This is a genomic window from Campylobacter hepaticus, from assembly GCF_001687475.2.
Lineage (GTDB): Bacteria > Campylobacterota > Campylobacteria > Campylobacterales > Campylobacteraceae > Campylobacter_D > Campylobacter_D hepaticus.
This window is the reverse complement of the sequence record NZ_CP031611.1, coordinates 927,249-948,306: the sequence shown is the minus strand read 5'-3', so window position 1 is coordinate 948,306 and position 21,058 is coordinate 927,249. Positions and strand designations below refer to the sequence as shown.

General features: G+C 28.4%; 16 protein-coding genes. 6 read left to right on the top strand and 10 right to left on the bottom strand.

Going from position 1 to position 21,058, the window contains the following annotated elements:
* Nucleotides 1–330 precede the first annotated feature (330 nt).
* Nucleotides 331–822, top strand: coding sequence for a flavodoxin FldA (fldA, locus tag A2J15_RS04680; RefSeq protein ID WP_066776971.1), 492 nt, complete (start codon nt 331–333; stop codon nt 820–822).
* Nucleotides 823–954: 132 nt separating this feature from the next.
* On the opposite strand, the gene A2J15_RS04675 is transcribed toward fldA, so the two are convergent.
* Genes A2J15_RS04675 through selA form a run of 3 tightly spaced genes read right to left on the bottom strand, consistent with a single transcriptional unit; the run spans nt 955 to nt 4,839 of the window.
* Nucleotides 955–1,665 (bottom strand): bifunctional thiol oxidoreductase, encoded by a 711-nt coding sequence (locus A2J15_RS04675; RefSeq protein ID WP_066776975.1) that lies wholly within the window; start codon nt 1,663–1,665, stop codon nt 955–957.
* Between the two features lie 49 nt (nt 1,666–1,714).
* On the bottom strand, nt 1,715–3,520 hold the full coding sequence (selB, locus tag A2J15_RS04670) for a selenocysteine-specific translation elongation factor (protein WP_066776978.1): 1,806 nt from the start codon (nt 3,518–3,520) through the stop codon (nt 1,715–1,717).
* Nucleotides 3,517–4,839, bottom strand: a complete 1,323-nt coding sequence (selA, locus tag A2J15_RS04665) for an L-seryl-tRNA(Sec) selenium transferase (protein WP_066776981.1) — start codon at nt 4,837–4,839, stop codon at nt 3,517–3,519. Before selA ends, selB begins: the two co-directional genes overlap by 4 nt.
* Before the next feature lie 70 nt (nt 4,840–4,909).
* Between selA and A2J15_RS04660 the strand changes: the two genes are divergently transcribed.
* On the top strand, nt 4,910–6,580 hold the full coding sequence (locus A2J15_RS04660; RefSeq protein ID WP_066776985.1) for a 4Fe-4S dicluster domain-containing protein: 1,671 nt from the start codon (nt 4,910–4,912) through the stop codon (nt 6,578–6,580).
* Here the strand turns inward: A2J15_RS04660 and A2J15_RS04655 are convergent.
* Nucleotides 6,577–7,884 (bottom strand): MFS transporter, encoded by a 1,308-nt coding sequence (locus A2J15_RS04655; RefSeq protein WP_066776988.1) that lies wholly within the window; start codon nt 7,882–7,884, stop codon nt 6,577–6,579. The two genes, A2J15_RS04660 and A2J15_RS04655, sit on opposite strands and share 4 nt — an antisense overlap.
* Before the next feature lie 164 nt (nt 7,885–8,048).
* Between A2J15_RS04655 and rdgB the strand changes: the two genes are divergently transcribed.
* Complete coding sequence (rdgB, locus tag A2J15_RS04650; RefSeq protein WP_066776991.1) at nt 8,049–8,660, top strand: RdgB/HAM1 family non-canonical purine NTP pyrophosphatase; 612 nt, start codon at nt 8,049–8,051, stop codon at nt 8,658–8,660.
* A gap of 6 nt (nt 8,661–8,666) precedes the next feature.
* On the opposite strand, the gene A2J15_RS04645 is transcribed toward rdgB, so the two are convergent.
* From A2J15_RS04645 to mqnE, 6 genes are read right to left on the bottom strand one after another with little or no spacing between them, the layout of a single operon-like run.
* A complete protein-coding gene (locus tag A2J15_RS04645; RefSeq protein WP_066776994.1) occupies nt 8,667–11,105 on the bottom strand; it encodes an efflux RND transporter permease subunit in 2,439 nt (812 codons plus the stop codon).
* On the bottom strand, nt 11,105–11,674 hold the full coding sequence (locus A2J15_RS04640) for a Tgt2/MlaC family protein (RefSeq protein WP_066776998.1): 570 nt from the start codon (nt 11,672–11,674) through the stop codon (nt 11,105–11,107). The genes A2J15_RS04645 and A2J15_RS04640 overlap by 1 nt, the downstream gene beginning before the upstream one ends.
* A 9-nt stretch (nt 11,675–11,683) precedes the next feature.
* Nucleotides 11,684–12,382 (bottom strand): MlaA family lipoprotein, encoded by a 699-nt coding sequence (locus A2J15_RS04635; protein WP_066777001.1) that lies wholly within the window; start codon nt 12,380–12,382, stop codon nt 11,684–11,686.
* Between the two features lie 39 nt (nt 12,383–12,421).
* Nucleotides 12,422–12,865: a phosphoribosyltransferase gene (locus tag A2J15_RS04630; RefSeq protein WP_066777004.1), complete on the bottom strand. Its 444-nt coding sequence runs from the start codon at nt 12,863–12,865 to the stop codon at nt 12,422–12,424.
* Between the two features lie 23 nt (nt 12,866–12,888).
* A complete protein-coding gene (locus A2J15_RS04625; protein WP_066777008.1) occupies nt 12,889–14,208 on the bottom strand; it encodes an NCS2 family permease in 1,320 nt (439 codons plus the stop codon).
* Nucleotides 14,209–14,219: 11 nt separating this feature from the next.
* On the bottom strand, nt 14,220–15,284 hold the full coding sequence (gene mqnE, locus A2J15_RS04620) for an aminofutalosine synthase MqnE (RefSeq protein WP_066777011.1): 1,065 nt from the start codon (nt 15,282–15,284) through the stop codon (nt 14,220–14,222).
* A gap of 139 nt (nt 15,285–15,423) precedes the next feature.
* On the opposite strand from mqnE, the gene A2J15_RS04615 reads away from it, so the two are divergent.
* The 3 genes from A2J15_RS04615 (at nt 15,424) to fumC (ending at nt 21,052) form a co-directional block, all read left to right on the top strand.
* The gene (locus A2J15_RS04615; protein WP_066777014.1) at nt 15,424–17,772 is read left to right on the top strand and encodes an ACT domain-containing protein; all 2,349 of its coding nucleotides are present in this window, start codon (nt 15,424–15,426) and stop codon (nt 17,770–17,772) included.
* Between the two features lie 3 nt (nt 17,773–17,775).
* The gene (glmS, locus tag A2J15_RS04610; protein ID WP_066777018.1) at nt 17,776–19,572 is read left to right on the top strand and encodes a glutamine--fructose-6-phosphate transaminase (isomerizing); all 1,797 of its coding nucleotides are present in this window, start codon (nt 17,776–17,778) and stop codon (nt 19,570–19,572) included.
* Nucleotides 19,573–19,660: 88 nt separating this feature from the next.
* Entirely contained in the window at nt 19,661–21,052 is a 1,392-nt protein-coding gene (fumC, locus tag A2J15_RS04605; RefSeq protein WP_066777022.1) for a class II fumarate hydratase, read from the top strand.
* Nucleotides 21,053–21,058: the final 6 nt, after the last annotated feature.

The window sequence follows — 21,058 nt, the reverse complement described above, 5'->3', positions numbered from 1 at the left end:
TCTATAAATTTTTTAAAAATTGATTTATTATGTTTTTAAATAATTTTAATAAATCTTAAAATTTAAATAATAAAAATAATTTATATTTTTTTAATTCTATAAAGACTTATAAATCTTGCATATTTGCTTAAAAATCATGATTATAATTTGTTTAAGAAATTAAATTCGATAAATTGTAATTTTGTATCAATTTTTTTATGATTTTTATCCATAAAATGTAGATTTTTATATATTTGATTTGAAATAAAACATTTTTTGTATGATTTAAACAAAAACTATGTTAAAATTACTCTTGTATAAAATATCAAAAACTTATAAAGGAGAAAAATAATGTCAGCAGCGGTTATATATGGTAGTGCCATGGGAAATACAGAAGCAGCAGCAAATACTATTGCTTCAAAACTTGGAATTGAAGATGTATTAAATATTGCAGATATTGATGCAGCAAAAATCAATTCTTATGATAAATTAATTTGTGGAACTTCAACTTGGGGAAGTGGAGATTTACAAGATGATTGGGATGGTTTTGATTTCTCAGGTCTTAGTCTTAATGGAAAAACTGTAGCTGTTTTTGGTATGGGTGATAGTGAAAGTTATTCTGATACTTTTTGTGGAGGTATGGGTAAATTAGCTCAAAATTTAAAAAATGCAGGTGCTAATTTAGTAGGAAGTGTTTCAACTCAAGGGTATACTTTTGAATCAAGTGATGCAGTTGTAGATGATAAATTTGTAGGACTTGCACTTGATAATGACAATCAAGAAGATCAAACTGAAGCAAGAATTGATGCTTGGATAGAAGAAATTAAATCTTATTTTGCTTAATTGTTTAAAACCCAAAAAGTTTTTTTGGGTTTTTATGATATTAAAACCTCATTAGCTCTAAATTTCATTTTTATATTAAGTTTTAACAAAGAGTTTAATTTTTAGTACCTATAAAGAGTGCTAGATAAAAGTTTATTTAATGACCGTTGGAGTGGCATTTAGTCCTAATGAACGATATTTTTCGTATAAAGAAACCACTTCTTTTAATTCAGCATCACTTACTTTTGGATAATTTTTAATATCTGGATCATAATATTTATTTAAAATAACAATTTTTTCTTTATCGCTTTTTGCTTTTTTTGTTTCTTTATAAATTAAAGCTGATTTTTCAAAAGCCGATTTGCCATGTATAGGGGTTAAAATATAATTAACTTGATAATTTTTAAGATCATCCTCAATGCGAGCTAAATGATCTCTACAATAAGGACATTCAGGATCTGTAAACACATAAATAGCTGGCTTTTTTTTATCACCTAAAGCAACAATCATACTTTCTTTTTGAGCTACCGCCTTAGCATTTTTGGTAAAATTTTCTCTAGCTTCTTGAAATTTTTTCATTTCATAATCTTGGGCATAAGAAATACCATTTTTTAAATCAATAAGATCAGGGGTTATGATATTATCTTTTGTAAAAAGAATATTTTCTTGTTTTTGACCATTGAGTTCAACACTTACAATCACACTTTCAAAACCTGTATCGCCAACTTTTTGACGATTTCCTACACTAATAACAGCACTTGGAAATTGTGATTTGATATTTTTTGAGTAAAAATCACTAATTTCTGTATTGCTAGCGGCAAATAAAGACGCACAAGAGATTAAAATTAGACTTAATTTTTTCATATTTTTCAATCCTTAAAAATAAAATATTATTGAATTTTATAATGATTTTCTAAATATTTGTTAAAATTCTTTTTTCTCCTTCTTTACTAACTTGAGGAAAATGATCTAAGTATTCTAAATATGCAATAGCATATTTTCTTGAAAGATTAAAGTGTTCTTTCATGTTTTGTACATCAAGGCTTTGATTTTTTAATAAATGAAGACAAGTTTGCATGAGTGTTTCAAGAGCTTGTTTTTCTATAAAAAGATTATGTGCTAGTCTGATTACCAAACCTTTTTGGGTAAGTTTTTTAAGTATATTATCTCCACTTTTTCTATCAAGTTCTAAAAATTCATAAAGATTATAAGGAGCTTGGGGTTTTATACCTTGTTTTTTTAAAATTTCATAGATCTCTTGATTATTTTTTTCTTGAAGTTTTTCAAAATTAATACCTTTTTTAAAATAAACTCCATTTTGAAAATCAAGTAAATTAGACATTTGTTCTAAGGCTAGTTCACAAAAACTTTCACTTGCCCAATTTATTCTTAAGGCTAAAGAATGGGCTGAAAGCATAGCATAAGGATTTTTATTTAGTATAAAATGGATAAATTTTTTAATTTCATTAAGACTTTGTAAGGCATAAACATTAAGATTTTTTTTATCAACAAAAACTTCATCTAATTCTTGAGCTAATTCCAAGGCTTTTTGATGAGAAAGTTTAAATCTTTGATAGCTTGAAAGCAAACCAAATCCATGTTTGTGCGTATCTTTTAAAAAGGAAAAAGCACTTTTGAAATCTTGATTTTTTAAAAAGATTAAAAATTGATTTTTTTGTTCTTTTTTTAAAGGTTCGCTTAAAGGATTTAAAACCCTACCTCCACCTATAACGCGGTTATTTTGTAATAAAATAAAAGATTCATTAAAACTTAAAAAAACATTTTTATTAAAGCTAAAATGTGCAAAAAATTCATCCTTATCTAATGTTTTTAAAATTTTGACCTTGCATTCAATCAATCTTGATCCCACACAAAAAATCATCATACTATTGTCTAGTTTTTTGGCGTTCACTAAGGCATCGCATTCTTTAAAGGCTTTAAAATAACCTTTTTTACTGAGTAAATAACCCTTTTTTAATTCTTTATAATCGCAATTTAAACTCAAAGCTACACGATTATAAGCTTTTATTTTTTCTACATTGGTATCATGATTTTGTATGTTTTTAATGATGAGTTCTTTTTGAGTGTCAAGGCAAATGATTTTTTCATGAAGAGCAATACTTCCTTCGTTTAGGCTTCCTGTAACAACAGTTCCTATACCTTTTAAAGAAAAAACCCTATCTATATAATAGCGAAAAATGTATTCTTCATCACTGTATTTGTTTTTCATATGATATAAATAATTTTTTAATTCTTCTATACCATGATGGTTTTTTATGCTTGTATGAAATACTTTTATAATGGGATAATTGAATGAATTTATATCATGTAAAATCTGTTTAGTTTTTTGAGGTATGTCTTCACAAAGATCGCATTTGCTTAAAACTAAAATAATATTTGTGATATTTAAAATTTTTAAGATTTCTAAATGTTCTAAGCTTTGTTCTTTTAAACCTTCATTAATATCTACAACAAATAAACAAGCACTAAACCCAAAAGCACCACTAACCATAGTTTTTATCAGATCTTTATGTCCTGGTACATCAATAAAAGAAATATTTTTATCTTTAATTTTAAGATTTGAAAAGCTTAAATGAATAGTAATTTGTCTTTCTTGTTCTTCTTTTAAGCTATCGCCTTCAAAACCATTTAAAGCTTTAATGAGTGAAGTTTTTCCATGATCAATATGTCCTGCTGTTCCTATGATGAGTGAATTCATGAAAGATCCATTTGATTTATCGTATCAATAAGTTTTTTTATATCATCTTCTTTTATGCTTCTAAAATCAAGTAAAAATTCATTATTTTCTATACGCCCTATGATATTTTTGTTTCTAAATTGAGCTTGTAATCTTAAGGCATCTCCTTGAAATGATAAAGCATAGGTATCTAAGCTTTTATCAGGCATACAACCTCCTCCTACTAAGCTTTTGCTATTTTTTAAAACGGTTTTGTATTTTAGCCTTTCTTGTGTTTTTAAAGCTTTATTTTTAATGTTTGATAAATCATCATTTAAAAGTTTAAGGGTTGTGATTTTTTCATAATTTTTTTCAAGATAAGCTTTAAGACTTTCATTAAGAAAAGATAGGGTAAATTTATCCACTCTTAGCATTCTTAAAAGATGGTTTTGCTTAAGTTTTTCTATGAGTTCTTTTTTTCCAAGTATGATTCCAGCTTGCACACTTCCAAAAATTTTATCTGCGCTAAAACTTAAAATATCACATTCTTGCACTATTTTTTTTATCTTAGGCTCATTTTTTGTTAATGTTTTATTTAAATTTTCACACCAACCAGATCCTAGGTCATAATAAGTTAAAATATTTTTTTCCTGAGCTAAAAGATATAAATCTTTGATATTAACTTCGCTATGAAAACCCATAAGGGCAAAGTTAGATTTATGTGTTTTTAAAATTAAAGCTGTGTTTTCATTGATAGCTTGTTCATAGTCTTTTAAATGCGTTTTATTGCTAGTGCCTACTTCGCAAAGTTTAACCCCTGCAGCCTTGATAACTTCTGGTATGCGAAAACTCCCGCCAATTTCTACAAGTTCTCCTCTTGAGCTTATAACTTCTTTGTTAAAACAAAGTGAATGAAGCACTAAAAAAACTGCTGCAGCATTATTATTAACTATTAAGGCGTCTTCGCATTCAAAAAGCATTTTAAGTTTTTCAAGCACTAAGGCATAGCGTGATCCTCTTTTTCCTGTTTGTAAATCAAATTCCACATTAGAATAATTACAAAGTGTTTCTTCACAGGCTTGATAAATTCTTTTATCAATCACACTTCTACCAAGATTAGTATGGATAACAACCCCGCTTGCATTGATTACACTTTGTAAATCTTTGCGGTAAAAAGCATGAATTTCTTTTTTTATTTGTATAAGAAGATTTTCTTTAGAATTTTCATGCTGCGTGAGATTGTTTTTATATTCATGAACAACTTTTTTGCAAAAAAATGCTTTGATATAAAAAGGATAAGATTTTAAAGTTTCATCATGAATAAGAGTATTAATTTGAGGAAAATTCCTTAATTTGTTCATCTTAAGCCTTAAGAAAATATTTGGCTATTTTAACATAGAATTTATAAAATGATCTTTTAAAAGGATGATAATGCAAGATTTTGTCTATATAAAAAATGATGTTTTAATCCCTTTACCTGATACTATCGATATTTTAGATCAAGTAAGTGATAAAGAAGTTTTAATTTCAAATGATAAAAACCAAAAAGCACAAATTTATGCTCCAGAAATTAATTTTTATCTTAAAAATTCCCAAGATGAGGTCTTACAAAAAAGTGAAAATGTTTTAAAACTTTATAAAATAAGAGCTCTTGCTTATGATTTAGGTCTTGATTTAGAACAAAGTAAAGAAGTGCAAAATCGCCTTGTTTTAGTTGATGTAAATGATGAATGGGTGGAATTTTTAAAAATGCATGATTTTAAGGTTCTTGCCTTGAAAAATGAAGAAATTTTAGCTGTTTTTGGTAGTGTGGGTGAGCTTTGTGCTATAGTTAAAACTCAAGATCAAGAATTAGAGCTTGATTTTGATTTTTTATTGTTTCAAACCCAGGATTTAAATACTTTACGTGAAGATTTTACAAGACAAAGTGGGTGTTATAATCTTACTCATTTTAAAAGTCATGAACAAGTATTAGAATTTTTAAAAACTAAAAGCCCTCAATATGATTATAAAACTTATATTACTTATGATGCTAGTGTGTGCCAGTATCATCAAAGGCGTAGCGAGCATTGTGCAAAATGTGTTCAAATTTGTCCTACAGTAGCCATTTTAAAAGATGATGAGAATAAACATTTAGAATTTTCTCAAATAGATTGTTTAGGTTGTGGTGGATGTATTAGTGTTTGCCCTAGTGGATCACTTGATTATGCTCCTATGCCCAAAGAGAGTTTTTTTGAACTTTGTAAATTTTATAAAGATAAGAAAGTTTTAATTATTCCTAAAAAGATGGCTTTAGAAAATTTAGAGCTTGTTTTACCAAAAGATATTTTGCCTTTTATGATAGAAGGAGAAAAATGGCTTTCTTCTATGCATTTTTTAACCCTTTTGCAAAGTAGCGGGGCAAATTTAATCTTTTATACAGATTTTGTCTCACCTGGAAGTAAGGAAGCTATAAATTTGTTAAATACTTTTTTTAGGAGAAAATTTCAAAAAAAAGCTATTTTTATAGCTCATAACCAAGAAGAATTGCAAAAGTTTTTAAAAGAACAAGAATTCATTAAAGATTTGCAATTTGATTTTCATAATAATACTTTAACTACAAGAGAAAATTTTTCAAAAAGAATGCAATACATGATAGCCAATGAAGACTTTGGTAAGGTGGAGAGTGGTGAGTGGTTAAGATATGGTAAAATAGAAATTAATCCTAATACTTGTACGCTTTGTCTTTCTTGTGTAGGATCTTGCAATGTGGGGGCTTTGATTGCTGATGCTAAGGAAAATGCTTTAAAATTTAATGCTTCGCTTTGTACAACCTGTGGATATTGTGAGTTAAGCTGTGCTGAAAAAGACACTTTAAAGCTTGTGCGTTGTGGTATGGAGTTTAATCCTTCATATTTTCAATATCAAGTAATGGCTAAAGATGAACTTTTTGCTTGTATAGAATGCGCTAAGGAATTTGCAACTAAAAAAGTAGTAGAAAAAATTGCCAATTTAATGAAGCCTAAATTTGGCAATGATGAGTATAAGATAAAAACCCTTTATTGTTGTCCAGATTGTAAAGCAAAAGTGATGATTAAAGCCATGAGTTTAGGAAAAAATTAGACATTTTGTTTTAATTTTTCTTCCAATACTTTTGCAGTTATAAGCTTACTATCAAATTTAATTACAAGGTTTTTAGAATTTTTATAAATATCTACAATGCCTAGATTTTGACTAAAACTTGTAAAATTTAAAGGTGTTTCTAAAGGTAAATATAGATTTTTAAATTCAGAAGGATTTTTTAAGAAAAGTAAAATGACAAACCATAATACACACAAAATGGCTAAAATAATGGCTAAAATATTTAAAGCATCTAAGTGTAAAAAAATTCCCCCAACCATGCCGCCTATAAAACTTCCAGCGTATCCAACGGCATTAAAAATTCCTAAAGCCGCACCTTTTTCATGAACTTTGCAAAATTTAGAAGCACAACTTTGCATAATAGGTTCGTGTAAATTAAAACCTATAAAAAAGATCATAATAGCTATAATAAAAAATATTATAGAATGATAAAATGTAAAACAAATATAAGAAAGTGTGAAAAAGATAATACCCCAAAGTAAAATGGACTTTGCTAAACCTTTTTTTTCACCTAAATTTCCAGCAAAACCCATAGCAATAAAACCTACAATCATAGCAATACTATAAATAATCCAAAGTTTATTTGCATTAAAATTTAAATGTTGTACCAAAATGATAGGAATACTTAAAAATGTTATACTCATAAGCATTTTTTGCATAAAATTAGTCAAATTCATCATGCTTAAATTTTTTTGTTTAATAAGATGAAAAAAAGGTGTTTTTTTATTTTCATGCGAGATTTTATTTTCTTTAGGCACTACAGTGTAAAGTAAAATAATACACAAAAGTGATAAGGCTGCACTAAGATCAAAAAGACTAGATAGACCCCATTTTGCACTCATTAAAGGAGAAATCACCATAGAAGCTGCAAAACTAAGTCCTATAAAAGCTCCCATTATTGCCATAGCTTTAGCGCGATTTTCTTCTGTGATAAAATCACTTATCATAGCAGTTGCTACAGCCCCAATGGCTCCTGAACCTTGTAACATCCTTCCTAATAACATAGTATAAATATTGTCTGCAAAAGAACAAATTAAAGAACCTATGATAAAAATAATAAGTCCTATAAGCATGGTTTTTTTACGTCCGATTTTATCGCTTAAAATTCCAAAAGGAACTTGTAAAATCATTTGCATTAAAGCATAAATACCTACTAAAAATCCTACCAAAAAATCATTTGCACCTTCGAGCTTTAAAGCATAAAGACTTAAAACGGGCAAAACTATAAAAAGCCCAAAAAATCTTGTCCCAACTATAAAAGACAAGGGTAAAACTTGATTTAACATTATCAATTTCCTATTAAATTTGAAATTAAAAATTAGGATAATTTTACTATGAAATGCATTAAGTGTTGATTAACGCAATCGTGTCTTTTTCTAATTAAAAGCTAGCTGCAAGGATAAATGATATAAAATTATATTTATTTTGATATTATTTGGGAGTTTTTTGGATGAAAATTGTCCTAGCTACGAGTAATAAACATAAGGTTTTAGAATTAAAAGCTATTTTAAAAGATTTTGATCTTTATGCTTTTGATGAAGTTTTACAAACTTTTGAGATTGAAGAAAATGGTAAAAGTTTTAAAGAAAATGCTTTAATTAAAGCAAGAGCAGTGTTTGATGCCTTAAATAAGGAACAAAAAAAGAATTTTTTTGTTTTAAGTGATGATAGTGGTATTTGTGTTGATGTATTAGAAGGAAAACCAGGTATTTATTCAGCTCGTTTTAGTTCCCAAGGAGATGATAAAAATAATCGTAATAAACTCATAAGTGAAATGGCAAAAAAAGGTTTTAAGCAAAGTAAAGCCCACTATGTAGCAGCTCTTGCTTTAGTGGGTTTAGAAGGTGAGTTTAGTGTACATGGGAGTATGCATGGATGTGTGATTGACACACCAAAGGGTAAAAATGGTTTTGGCTATGATCCTCTTTTTATCCCAAAAGGATATGATAAAACTTTAGCTCAATTAAATGCACAGGAAAAAAATCATATTTCTCATCGTTTTAAAGCTTTAGAACTCATGAAAATCATTTTAAAAATGTTAAATAAAAGAAAATCATTTTAACAAGGTTTAACCCTTGGCTTTTTGAGAATAAAAACTGATTAAAAAGCTTGGAAGTAAAAATAAACTTCCACTTAAAAGTAAAATCATCACAAAAACGGTTAAAATTCCAAAATAAATTGTAGGGATGAAATTGCTACTCATCATGACACTAAAACCCAAAACTATGCTTATAGTAGTATAATAAAGTGCTGATCCTATGCTAAGATGTGAGTTTATAATGGCTTGTTTTATATTGTTTTTTTTGATTTCTTCTTTAAAACGGTAGATATAATGTATAGCATCATCTATACCTATACCTATACTTATAGCAGCTATAGTAATACTCATCATATCAAGAGGGATGTTAAAAAATCCCATAAGAGCAAAAACTAAGCTTAAAGGGATAACATTAACCAAAATAGCAATAAGAGAAAATTTTAAATCTTTAAAAACAATGATAAAAAGTATAAAAATAGCCAAAATCACAAAAGCAAGAGTATCAAATTGTGATGAAAAAAGGCTTTGAAGCATATTATTATAAAGCACCATAATGCCTGTAACTTGTATTATAACCCCATCATCTTTTAAAAGTTCATGGAGTTGTTTTTTAAGTTTTATAAGAAATTCATTGCGTTTTAAATAAGGATTTGAATCAACAATACGCATATTAAATCTTAATTGATTGTGTTTTATATTCACAAAAGGTGAAAGCAAATCTTGTTTGAATTGAGAAGGTAGATTTTCATTTAAAAAAGCAAGGGTAAAATCATCTAAATCTTTGCCATTATTGATCTTTTTTCCTAAGCTTAAAAGACTATTTAAACTTAAAACTGAACCTACAAATTCTTGCTTTTCTAAGAAATTGTGAACTTTTTGAGCTATGCGTATTTTCTCAGAATCAAACCAATACGTATCTTCTTTGGCTAAATTATCAAATTCATTTTCAAAACTATCTAAAGTATCATTAGTATTTTGATTATTTGTATTTTTTTTAAATTCAACAATCACTTCTAAAGGCAAGGTCCCGCCTAAATTTTTATCAATAACTAAAAGTCCTTTTTTAATATCACTACTGTCTTTAAAATAGTTCACAAAAGAATTTTCTACTCTAAGTTTTGATATGCCAAATAAAGCTAAAATAATCACAAAAATACAAATTCCATAAATTATATAACGTTTTTTGCTATCAAGGCTGGTTTTAGCACAAAAGATTAAAAAATTTAAACGTATTTCTTTTTTATGGCTGATTTTTGGTTTTGTAAGAACTAAAATACTAGCTAAAAACAAATAACTTAAAATGAGTGCTAAAACTATGCCTATGCTCATCATCATACCAAGTTTAATAATAGGCTCTATATGGGAAAATATTAAAGATAAAAATCCTATCATGGTGGTGATAATAGCATAAAGACTAGGTTTTGCTTTTGCAAGTAAGGTTTGAAGTACTAAATTTTGAATACTAGCCTTAGTATAACGTGTACTTATTTGTATAAAATGCGTGATTAAATGTACAACTATGCTTAAAGTAATGATTAAAAGTAAAGCAACATAGTTTGATGAAATGACTGTGATTTGAAATTTTAAAAGAGTAAAGAGTCCGCTTGCAGCACTTAAACTTATAAAACAAATAAAAAGAGCTAAAAAAACAAAAAAGTATGAGCGAAAAAAATAATAAAGCGCAAGTCCTAGTAAAAATACAAGCAAGACTCCATAAATTAAAAGATCAGATTTGATGTAATTTATCATATCATCAGCTATCATGCTAACCCCGCCAAGATAGAGTGCATCGCCTTGTATTTGATAGTCTTTGATGATATTTTTAATCGTATCTAAACTATGTTTTGTAATGACTTTTTGTTTGTTTTGATGTTCTTTTATGGCTAAACGTATTTGATTTTTTTCTGTTTCATCTTGAGTAAGGTCACGTTTTTCTATAAGTTTATTATAAACTTCATCAGTTTGTAAATAAATAATAAGCCCAGTGATTTTAGCATCTTTTGAAATGATATTGTTTTTATAAAAAGGACTGTTTATAATTTCATTTTGGGCTTTAGTAAGATTGATATCTTTGCTTGTAATATTTGGGATATTATCTAAAAGTTTTTTTAAATCCGTGTTTTGAGAACTTTGAAGCAAGGGAGCATTGATGATGCTAAAAACCCTTTCAACCAAAGGAGCTTGTTCTAGCGCTTGATGCAGTTTTGTTAATTTGGCTAGATTTTGTTTTGAAAAAGGTTTTTCATCATAGGGTTTAAAGGCTAGCAATAAAAAATTATCGTTTTTATAGTTTTTTGAAATTTCTCTAAAGGTTTTTAAATCAGGATCATTTTCTAAAAGTAAACTCTCAGCACTTGCATCTATATCAAGTTTAAAGGCAAAAAAACTTAAAAATATACAAAGAAATAAAGTCCCAAAAAAAGTACTTTTTGGATGCAATATGAATAATTTTAGAAATTTTGCAAACATTATTCTAAGGTAATATTTTCTAATTTTTTAAGTAAAGAATCAAAACCTTGATGCGCTAAAATATCTTTAAATTGTGATCTATAAGTTTGTACTATACTAACACCTAAAACATCTATATCATAAATAAGCCAGTTATTATTATCATTATAAAATTTAAAGACTATGTTTTTTTCTTCTCCATCTACTATCATAGAAGCATTTAAAAAATAACGGTTTTCATTTTTTAATTCACCTTTTTTAACTTTTAAAATTTGATCTTTATAAAGACTTAATTTATCAGTGAAACTTTTTTTAAGGCTTGATTCAAAAGCTAGAGAAAATTGTTCTTGTTCTTGAGAACTTAGTTGGAAATAATTTTTTGAAAGGCTAAGCTTTGCCATTAATTTATAATCAATTATATCGTTAAAAAGTGCAAAAATTTTATCCGCAGCTTCTTTTTTATTTTCTTTACTATTTTGCAAAAATTTTAAACTTTCATCGATATTTTTTTGCATGGTATTAGAAATTGCGTCCAAAGGTAAGGCAAAAGTATTTAAACATAAAGCCAAAATTAAAAAAATCTTTTTCATTCTTGCTCCTTATTTACTTAGTTCATTGCGTCTTTGTTCATATGCATCACGTAAAAATGGATATAGATTTGGAGTATTGTGATAAATTTCATCAATTTCATTGAGTCTAAAACTAAGCTCATTTCCAAAAGCATAAGCACTTGTAGCTACGCTTAACCAAGTAGGATTAAGATAAGCACTAGGATTAGCATACCAAATGCTAGGTAAAATAAGAGTATCTCTTAAATTACTTGGTCCAAGTATAGGTAAAACAAGATGAAAACCACCCCCTATAGCCCAATGTCCTAAAACTGTTCCTAAATCAGCAGGGTGTTTTTTAAGCCCCATTTTGCTTCCAAGATCTATCAATCCTCCAAAACCCATGAGAGTATTAGCGCTAAATCTTTTCAATTCTTCTTGAGCTTCTTTAAATTTAAATTGCAAAAGATTACCTATGAAACGCAAAGGGGAAAATAAATTATCAAAAAAATTCCTTACTCCTATGCGTATGAATTTGGGAACTATAGCATTATAACCTTTAAGTATAGGGTTAAAACCATAATCATACAAAGCCACATTAAATTTTGTCATAGCTTTATTATATTCTAAAAGCGGATCATAAACTTGGTAGTTTTTATATTCTTGTTCAAAATCATTTAAATCTTGTTCTTTGGCAAAAGAAAAGACCACAAAGAAAAATAAAACAAAAGATATAAAACTGAATTTCAAATAAAAACTCCTAACAATTTGAATATATTATAACATATTCTAATCAATATTTATATCCCAATAAAAATTTACCCATTCTTTAGCTTCTTTGATTTTAAATTCAGGTATTAAAAGAGCACTATTTTTATAAAAAATACTTGCAATTTTTAATTGTATATGAGGAAATTTTTCAAGCAGTACTTTTTTAATTTCACTTAAACTTTCTCCACTATCTACAATATCATCTATAAGTAAAACTTTTTTATACTTGCTAAGATCGGGTATATTAAAAATTTCAATAGTATCAAGTTTTGTAGTATCATTATAATGAATAGAATTAAGAGTGAAAAGTTGACGTGTTTGTAAAGCAACAGCTAAAGAATGTCCTAAACTCATACCGCCTCTTGCTATAGCTAAAAGCGCACCAGGATTGAAATCTTTTTTAATCTCTTTAGCTAAGACTTTAACATCTTCTTTAAATTCATCGTAAGAGTAGAAAATCATTGTTTTTCCTTGTTTTTCCTTGTTTATTGTAAGGCAATAAGTAAAAAATTTCCTAAGGAAATTAAACTTAAAACTATAATGCCAATATTAATTTTATCCCATTCGCGTTTAAAAATTCTTACTAGCAAATAAGAAATAAAGCCAAAAGCAAAACCTGTAGTGATAGAATAAGTAAGAGGCATCATGGTAATAGTAAAAAAGCTAGCTACTGCTATAGCACTATCTTGAAAATTGATATTTTTTACTTCCATAAACATTAAAATACCTACCATAGTAAGTACAGGATAAATCGCATTTGCAGGTATGGCTTTAAAAAGCGGTAGTAAAAATAGGGTAAAAATAAAACAAATGCTAACAACTAAAGCACTAAGTCCTGTTCTACCTCCACTTTCAACTCCTGTAGAGCTTTCAACAAAAGCTGTTACTGTAGAAGTGCCTACTATAGATCCTAAGGCTGAACTTGTTGCATCTGCTATTAAGGTTTTACCTAGTTTTTTTTCTCCATTTTCAGGATTATCAAAAATTTTACCCCTTTCACCTATACCTGTAATCGTTCCTATGCTATCAAAAAGTTGGGTAATGAAAAAGGTTAAAATAATAGGTATCATGCTAATATTTAAAGCACTTTTAATATCTAGTTTTAAAAAAATAGATCCTAAGCCATCTTCTGAGCTAAAATTAGGTAAAGAAAGAATTTGTGTAGGAAAGCTTGCATGATCTAAATGAAAAATCCAAGCTATAATAGAACTGATTAATACTCCTAAAATAAAAACTCCGCGCAATCTTATAGCCCAAAAAAAGATGATTAAAGCTAGGGTGAAAATTCCAAAAAGTACAGAAGTGCTTTTAAAATTTCCTATGCTTACTAAAGTGTCTTTATTGTGTATAATAATACCCATTTGACTAAGACCTAAAAAAGCGATAAAACAACCTATACCAGCACAAATTGCAAGGCGTAAATCTTTAGGTATACTAGCAATAATCCAAAGGCGAAATCGAGTAAAAGAAAGAATAAAAAAAATCATACTAGAAATAAAAACCGCCCCTAAGGCACTTTGCCAAGCTATATTTTGTCCTAAGCAAACTGTAAAAGTAAAATAAGCATTAAGTCCCATTCCTACACTCATAGCTATAGGGGTATTAGCAAAAAAAGCATTAAAAGCACTTGCAATAATGCTAATTAAAGCTGTTGCAGTGATTAAAGCTTCTATAGGCATACCAGTATTTCCTACTATGCTAGAATTAACAGGAATGATATAAACCATAGCTAAAAAGGTGGTAAGTCCTGCTATAATTTCAGTTTTAAAATTTGTTTTATTTTCTTGAAGTTTGAAAATATGCATATTTACCTCATTTAATAGATTTTAAGTTCATTATAAAGACTGTCGCGTTCTACAGGAATGAGATTTGAGGTTTTAATCATATCAATAAAAGTTTTTAAATTTGTGCCTTGAGAAGATTTTGCTCCTCCTGCACTTTGTATACTTTCTTTTTCTATAGTACCATCTAAATCATTTGCCCCAAATTCTTGAGCTACCATGGCTAAATTTAAAGTCATTGTAGCCCAGTAAGCTTTGATATTTTTGATATTATCTAAAATTAAACGTGCAATGGCAATAGTTTTTAAAATTTCTTCACTATCCATGGTTTTATCACTTTTTATAAAGCTATTGTTTTTTTGCCAAACTAAAGGGATAAAAGCGTTAAAACCCCCAGTTTGATCTTGCAAAGCACGCAATCTTAACATATGATCAATTCTATGAGTTCTTTCTTCTATATGGCCAAAAAGCATGGTAGCATTGCTTTGTCTTCCTTTTTCATGCCACAATTTATGGATTTTAATCCAGTTTTGACTACTAACTTTACCATGGCAAATTTTCTTGCGTATGGTTTCATCAAAAATTTCAGCTCCTCCTCCAGGCATGGAATCAACTCCATATTCAATCATTTTTTCTATTACTTCTTCATAACTCATTTTAAAATGTCTATGTAAAAAGTCAATTTCAGCAGCAGTCATAGCCTTTACATGCATATAAGGATATTTATCTTTTATCATTTTAAAAATTTCTAAATACCACTGCCAGCTAGTATTTTTATTATGTGCTGAAACAATATGTACTTCTTTTGTTCCACGTTTTACGGTTTGATCAACAATTTGCATAATTTCTTCATGACTCATAATATAAGGGTTAGGATTTTTACGGTGGGCTGAAAAAGCACAAAATTTACAAGTATCTGCACAAATATTAGTAGGATTGATGTGACGATTGATATTAAAATATACTTTTTTCCCATGAAGTTTTGTGCGTTTTTTATGAGCGTACTTGCCTAGGGTAAAAAGATCTAAATCCCAAAGAGCATTAGCTTCTTCTTCGTTTAATCTTTCTTCATTTTCAAGTTTGTTAAGTAAAATTTCCATATGTTTCGCTTTTCATTGTTTTTAAATAAAGCATTATAATTTTTGCTTACTGAAAAAGAGTTTATAGAAAAAGCCAAAATAAAAGATATTTTTGTTAAGATTATCAATAAAGAATAATATAATAAGCAAGGATTAGGTTTTGTTAAGCAAGGAATTAGAACTTTTTAAAAAAAATCTTCATTCTTATACTCAAAGTTGTAGGAAATTTTTTCTTAAACAAGGGGCTTTTAGTTTATATCATTCTAAAAATATGGATTATTTTATAAAAAAAGCCTATGAAATCATTCTTAAAGAATATTTTGAAAATTTTTTACCCCAACATGATAATATTCCCTTTTGTGTTTTAGCAAGCAAAGCTTATGCAAGTAATAGTCTTTGTTTTAATGAAAGCATTTCTTTAATCTTTGTTTATAAAGACATTAAAGCTTATCATTTAAAACCTATTATTAAAGCTTTTATTGAAATTTTAAATGATGCTTCTTTGCAGATTGATTTTATTACTTTAGAATTAAATGGGCTTTATAATGCTAGTAATGCGCTTAAAACTTCTATCATACAAACCCGTTTTATATGTGGGTCTAAACCTTTATTTAGAGAGGTTAAGACTAAATTTGATAGTATCCTTAAAGAACATAAAAATAAATTTGCAAAGCTTTTATTTGAAAATTTTAAGGAATTTGATATTCCTTTTATAAAGCAAGAATTTAATATTAAAAAAGATTTTGGAGGATTAAACCATTTAAGGTCTTTAGAAAGTTTGCTTGTTCTTTTTAAAAATTCTCCAAAAAATTATGCTTTAAATTTTATGGATGAAAAAAATTTAAGTCATTTGCGTTTGGCTAGTGATTTTTTACTTTCTTTAAAATCAGCCATGAATTTGCAAAATGCTAAAGATGAGGATGAGTTTTTGCTTGTTAATGTGAGTGATTTAAGCGAGTTAATGTATAAAAAAGCTAAAAAGCATTTTAAAGCAAAAGAGCTTTTAGTACAAAAAGCTTTACAAAGTATGCATACTATAGGTTTTTATACTCATTTTTTAGTAAAACAAATGCAAGATCAACTTTCTTCTGTTTGTAAACAAAAATATCGATTTAAAAGCCTTTTTGAGTTTTTACAATACCTATTAAAGCTTCAAGATCAAGTTATACAATTTGATCTTGATATGATTTTTTTATTAAAAAATTTAAAATATACCAAGCAAGATATAGAAAATTCTTTGATACTTTTTGGAAAAATTTTTTATAAAAAACACAGTTTTTGTCTTTTAAAACTCTTGCTTGATAGTGGTATTTTAAAAGATTTGTGTAAACCTTTTTGGACAGTGCGTTTTTTAAGCGATGAAGAGGGAAATTATACCTTTGATGAACAAGTTTTCTTAATGTTAAAAGAATTTGAAAAATATCAAGATGATTTAGAAGTGCTTAAAAAATTAAGCATTGAGAAAAAAATGATTTTAAAATTAGTCATACTTTTAAGCGCTATAGAAAATGAAAATGAAATTTCTTTAGCAAGTATATATAGGGCTTATTGTTATAAATTTGATTTAAAAAATGAAATTTTAGAATTTGGGCTTAAAATTTTTAAAAATAATAATGCCTTAAAAGATCTAGTAGAAAAAGAAGATATTTATAATCCTATCATTATAAGTGCTTTGGTTTCAAAATTAGAAAATTTAGAAAATTTAGAACTTTTATACACTTTAACGCGTCTAAAAGCACAAGCTTTGCATTTTAATACTTTTTATTTTAGATCTCTTGATAAGCTTTTAGAAAATGCAAAACAAGGTTTTGAAGATGAAAATTTACTTGAAGAAAGCACAAGAAGGGTTAAAAAAGAATTAACTTTAAAAAGAACAAAGGTTTTTTTAGATCAAGATGCCATATTGCAAGATAAAATCATGCATATAAAATCTAATCTTTTTATCATAAAAAATACTTTTGAAGATATTGTTGCTATTGCAAAATTAGCTAAAGATAATGAATTAAAATTTTGGTTTAACAATGAGATAAATCTTAGTTTGCAAATCGTAGCTCCACTTTCTTTTAATCTTGCTATTGTTTTAAGATCTTTGGCTAATTTAAATCTTATTTTTATGCATTTTTTTGAACTTTTTGATAATAAAATTTATTTAAGATTTGAGTATGATAATATCATTAGCGATGAACAAAAACTTAAGCTTTGTGAGCTTTTAAATTCAAATCTTTCGAGTTTAACTTTAAAAAAAATCAAAAAGCCTATCATTAAAAAAGACGAGTTAAAATTAGATTTAACTTATGCTAAAAATTATGTTAAATTAGGTCTTAATACCAAAGATCAGCAAGGTTTAATGGCGTATTTAATGGATACTTTTAATGAATTTAAACTTGTTTTATGCACAGCTAAAATTCAAACTATAAGGCAAAGAACGCGTAATATTTTTATTTTTCAAAAGGATGAAAATTTAATGCAAAATGAGCAAAAATTAATCAATTTCTTAATAAGTGAGTAAAAAATGTGTGGAATTGTAGGTTATATAGGAAATAATGAAAAAAAACAAATCATTTTAAATGGACTTAAAGAATTAGAATATCGCGGTTATGATAGTGCGGGTTTAGCTGTGATGAAAGAAGGGGAATTAAGTTTTTTTAAAGCTGTAGGAAAACTTGAAAATTTGGCTAATAAATGCGTGAATTTTACAAGCGAGGGTTATGGTTTTGCTATAGGACATACAAGATGGGCAACTCATGGAAAACCAACAGAGATTAATGCCCATCCGCATTTAGGACAGTATTCTTGCGTGATTCACAATGGTATCATAGAAAATTATAAAGAAATTAAAGATAAACTTGAAAAACAAGGTATAACTTTTTTAAGTCAAACCGATACAGAAGTACTTGTAAGACTTTTTGAATTTTACGCACAAGAAATGCAAGCCTTTAAGGCTTGGCAAAAAACCATTAAAGAATTACGTGGAGCTTTTGCAACCCTTTTGGTCACAAAAAAAGATCCCAATTGTGTCTTTTTTGCAAAAAATGCTGCACCTTTGATTATCGGCAAAAATGCCAATAAAGAATGGTTTTTTTCTTCAGGAAATGCTCCTTTAATAGGGAATTGCGATGAGGTAATGTATCTTGAAGATTTAAGTTTAGGTTATATCAATCAAGATGAACTTGTTATTTATGAAAATGATGTTTTAAAACCCCTTTGTTTTTCTAAGCTTTTAGGAGATAAAGCTTATGCGAAAAAAGATGGCTTTCGTTTTTTCATGGAAAAAGAAATTTATGAACAAAGCCGTGTGATGAGTGAAGTGTTAATGGGTCGCATTCAAGGTGAAGAAGTGGTTTTTGATGAACTCCAAAAAGAAGACTTAAACCAAGTAGAAGAAATCACTTTATGTGCTTGTGGGACAAGTTATCATGCAGCAATGGCAAGTGCTTATTTGTTTGAAAGGATAGCAAAAGTTAGAGCTAGGGTAGAAATTGCTAGTGAATTCCGTTATAGGCAAGCCCTAATTAAACCCCATGCTTTATTTATTGTTATTTCTCAAAGTGGAGAAACAGCTGATACCTTAGAAGCTTTAAAAATTGCAAAAGAACAAGGAGCTAAAACCTTTGCTATTTGCAATGTAGATAATTCTAATATAGTCCGTTTGGCGCATTTAAGTCTTTTAACGCGTGCAGGCATTGAAAAAGGTGTAGCATCAACTAAGGCTTTTGCAACTCAGGTTTTAACCTTGTGGATGCTTGCTATTTTTATGGCACAAAAAAGAAATTTTAATGTTTCTAGTGAAATTAAAGCCCTTTTACACACTCCAAAATGCGTCATGGTAAACCAAGCTTTGCATGAAAAAATCCACCGTTTATCTAAACGTTATTTAGACGGTCATGGTTTTTTCTTCATAGGCAGAGATGTGTTTTATCCTTTAGCCTTAGAAGGGGCTTTGAAATTAAAAGAATTATCCTATTTGCATGCTGAAGGTTATCCAGCAGGGGAGATGAAGCATGGTCCTATAGCCTTAGCAGACTCTAAACTTTATACCATAGCCTTAATGCCAAAACACATGCTTTATGAAAAAACTAAGTCTAATGTTGAAGAACTTATTGCTAGAGATTCTACCGTGTTAAGTATCTCTCCTTTAGAATTTGATTTAAGCGATGATTTGATTTTAACAACAAAACAAGATCATTATATGTGTGAATTTTTTGAAATGATGCTAATTACCCAGCTTTTGGCCATGGAAATTTCTATACGCTTAGGAAATGATGTAGATATGCCAAGGAATTTAGCCAAAAGTGTAACAGTAGAATAATTAAAATACATAAATATTAAATTATAAGCTAGTTTTATGCTAGTTTTTGTTTAAATGAATCATACAATTTTTCTACAAAGGAAATACTATGGAATATAGAATCGAGCATGATACTATGGGTGAGATTAAGGTCCCAAACGACAAGTATTGGGGGGCACAAACTGAAAGAAGTTTTGAAAATTTTAAAATCGGTTGTGAAAAGATGCCAAAGGTTTTAATTTATGCTTTTGCAAATCTTAAAAAATCTCTAGCCTTAGTAAACAACAAGTTTGGTAAACTTGACGATATTAAAAAAGATGCTATTGTTCGTGCCTGTGATGAGATTATCGCAGGAAAATTTGATGATAATTTTCCCCTTGCAGTTTGGCAAACAGGATCAGGAACGCAAAGCAATATGAATATCAATGAAGTCATTGCAAATCGTGCAAGTGAAATCATAGAAGGTGATTTTCGTAAACAAAAATGTGTCCATCCTAATGATCATGTGAATATGAGTCAAAGTTCTAATGATACTTTCCCAACAGCCATGAGTATTGTTGCAGTAGAGCAAGTTGAAAAAAAACTTATCCCAGCCCTTGATGAGCTTATTGCTACTTTTGAAAAAAAAGTACAAGAATTTAAAGATATTATCAAAATAGGGCGCACTCATTTACAAGATGCTACTCCTCTTACCCTAGGACAAGAATTTAGCGGCTATGTTTCTATGCTTTTACACTCAAAAGAGCAAATTCTTTCTTCTTTACCTACTTTAAGAGAATTAGCCATAGGAGGTACAGCAGTAGGTACAGGACTTAATGCCCATGCGCAATTAAGCCAAAAAGTCAGTGAAGAATTAAGCAAACTCATAGGTACAAAATTCATCTCAAGTCCTAATAAATTTCATGCTTTAACAAGCCATGATGCTATCAATTTTACTCATGGAGCCATGAAGGGTTTAGCAGCAAATTTGATGAAAATCGCAAATGATATAAGATGGTTATCCTCAGGTCCTAGATGCGGGCTTGGAGAGCTTAATATCCCTGAAAATGAACCAGGAAGTTCCATCATGCCAGGTAAGGTAAATCCTACTCAGTGTGAAGCTATTACTATGGTTGCAGTACAAGTTATGGGTAATGATGCTACTATAGGTTTTGCAGCAAGTCAAGGAAATTTTGAGCTTAATGTATTTAAACCTGTGATTATTTACAATTTCTTACAAAGTCTTGATTTATTAGCCGATGCTATGCACTCATTTAATATACATTGTGCAAAAGGCATAGAACCAAACCATGAAAAAATAGCTTATAATCTTCACAATTCTTTGATGCTAGTAACAGCTTTAAATCCTCACATAGGCTATGAAAATGCTGCTAAAGTTGCTAAAAATGCTCACAAAAAAGGCATCTCTTTAAAACAAAGTGCTATGGAACTGGGTTTAGTGAGTGAGCAAGACTTTGACAAATTTGTTGATCCTAGTAAAATGATAGGTCCAAATAACTAATATAAA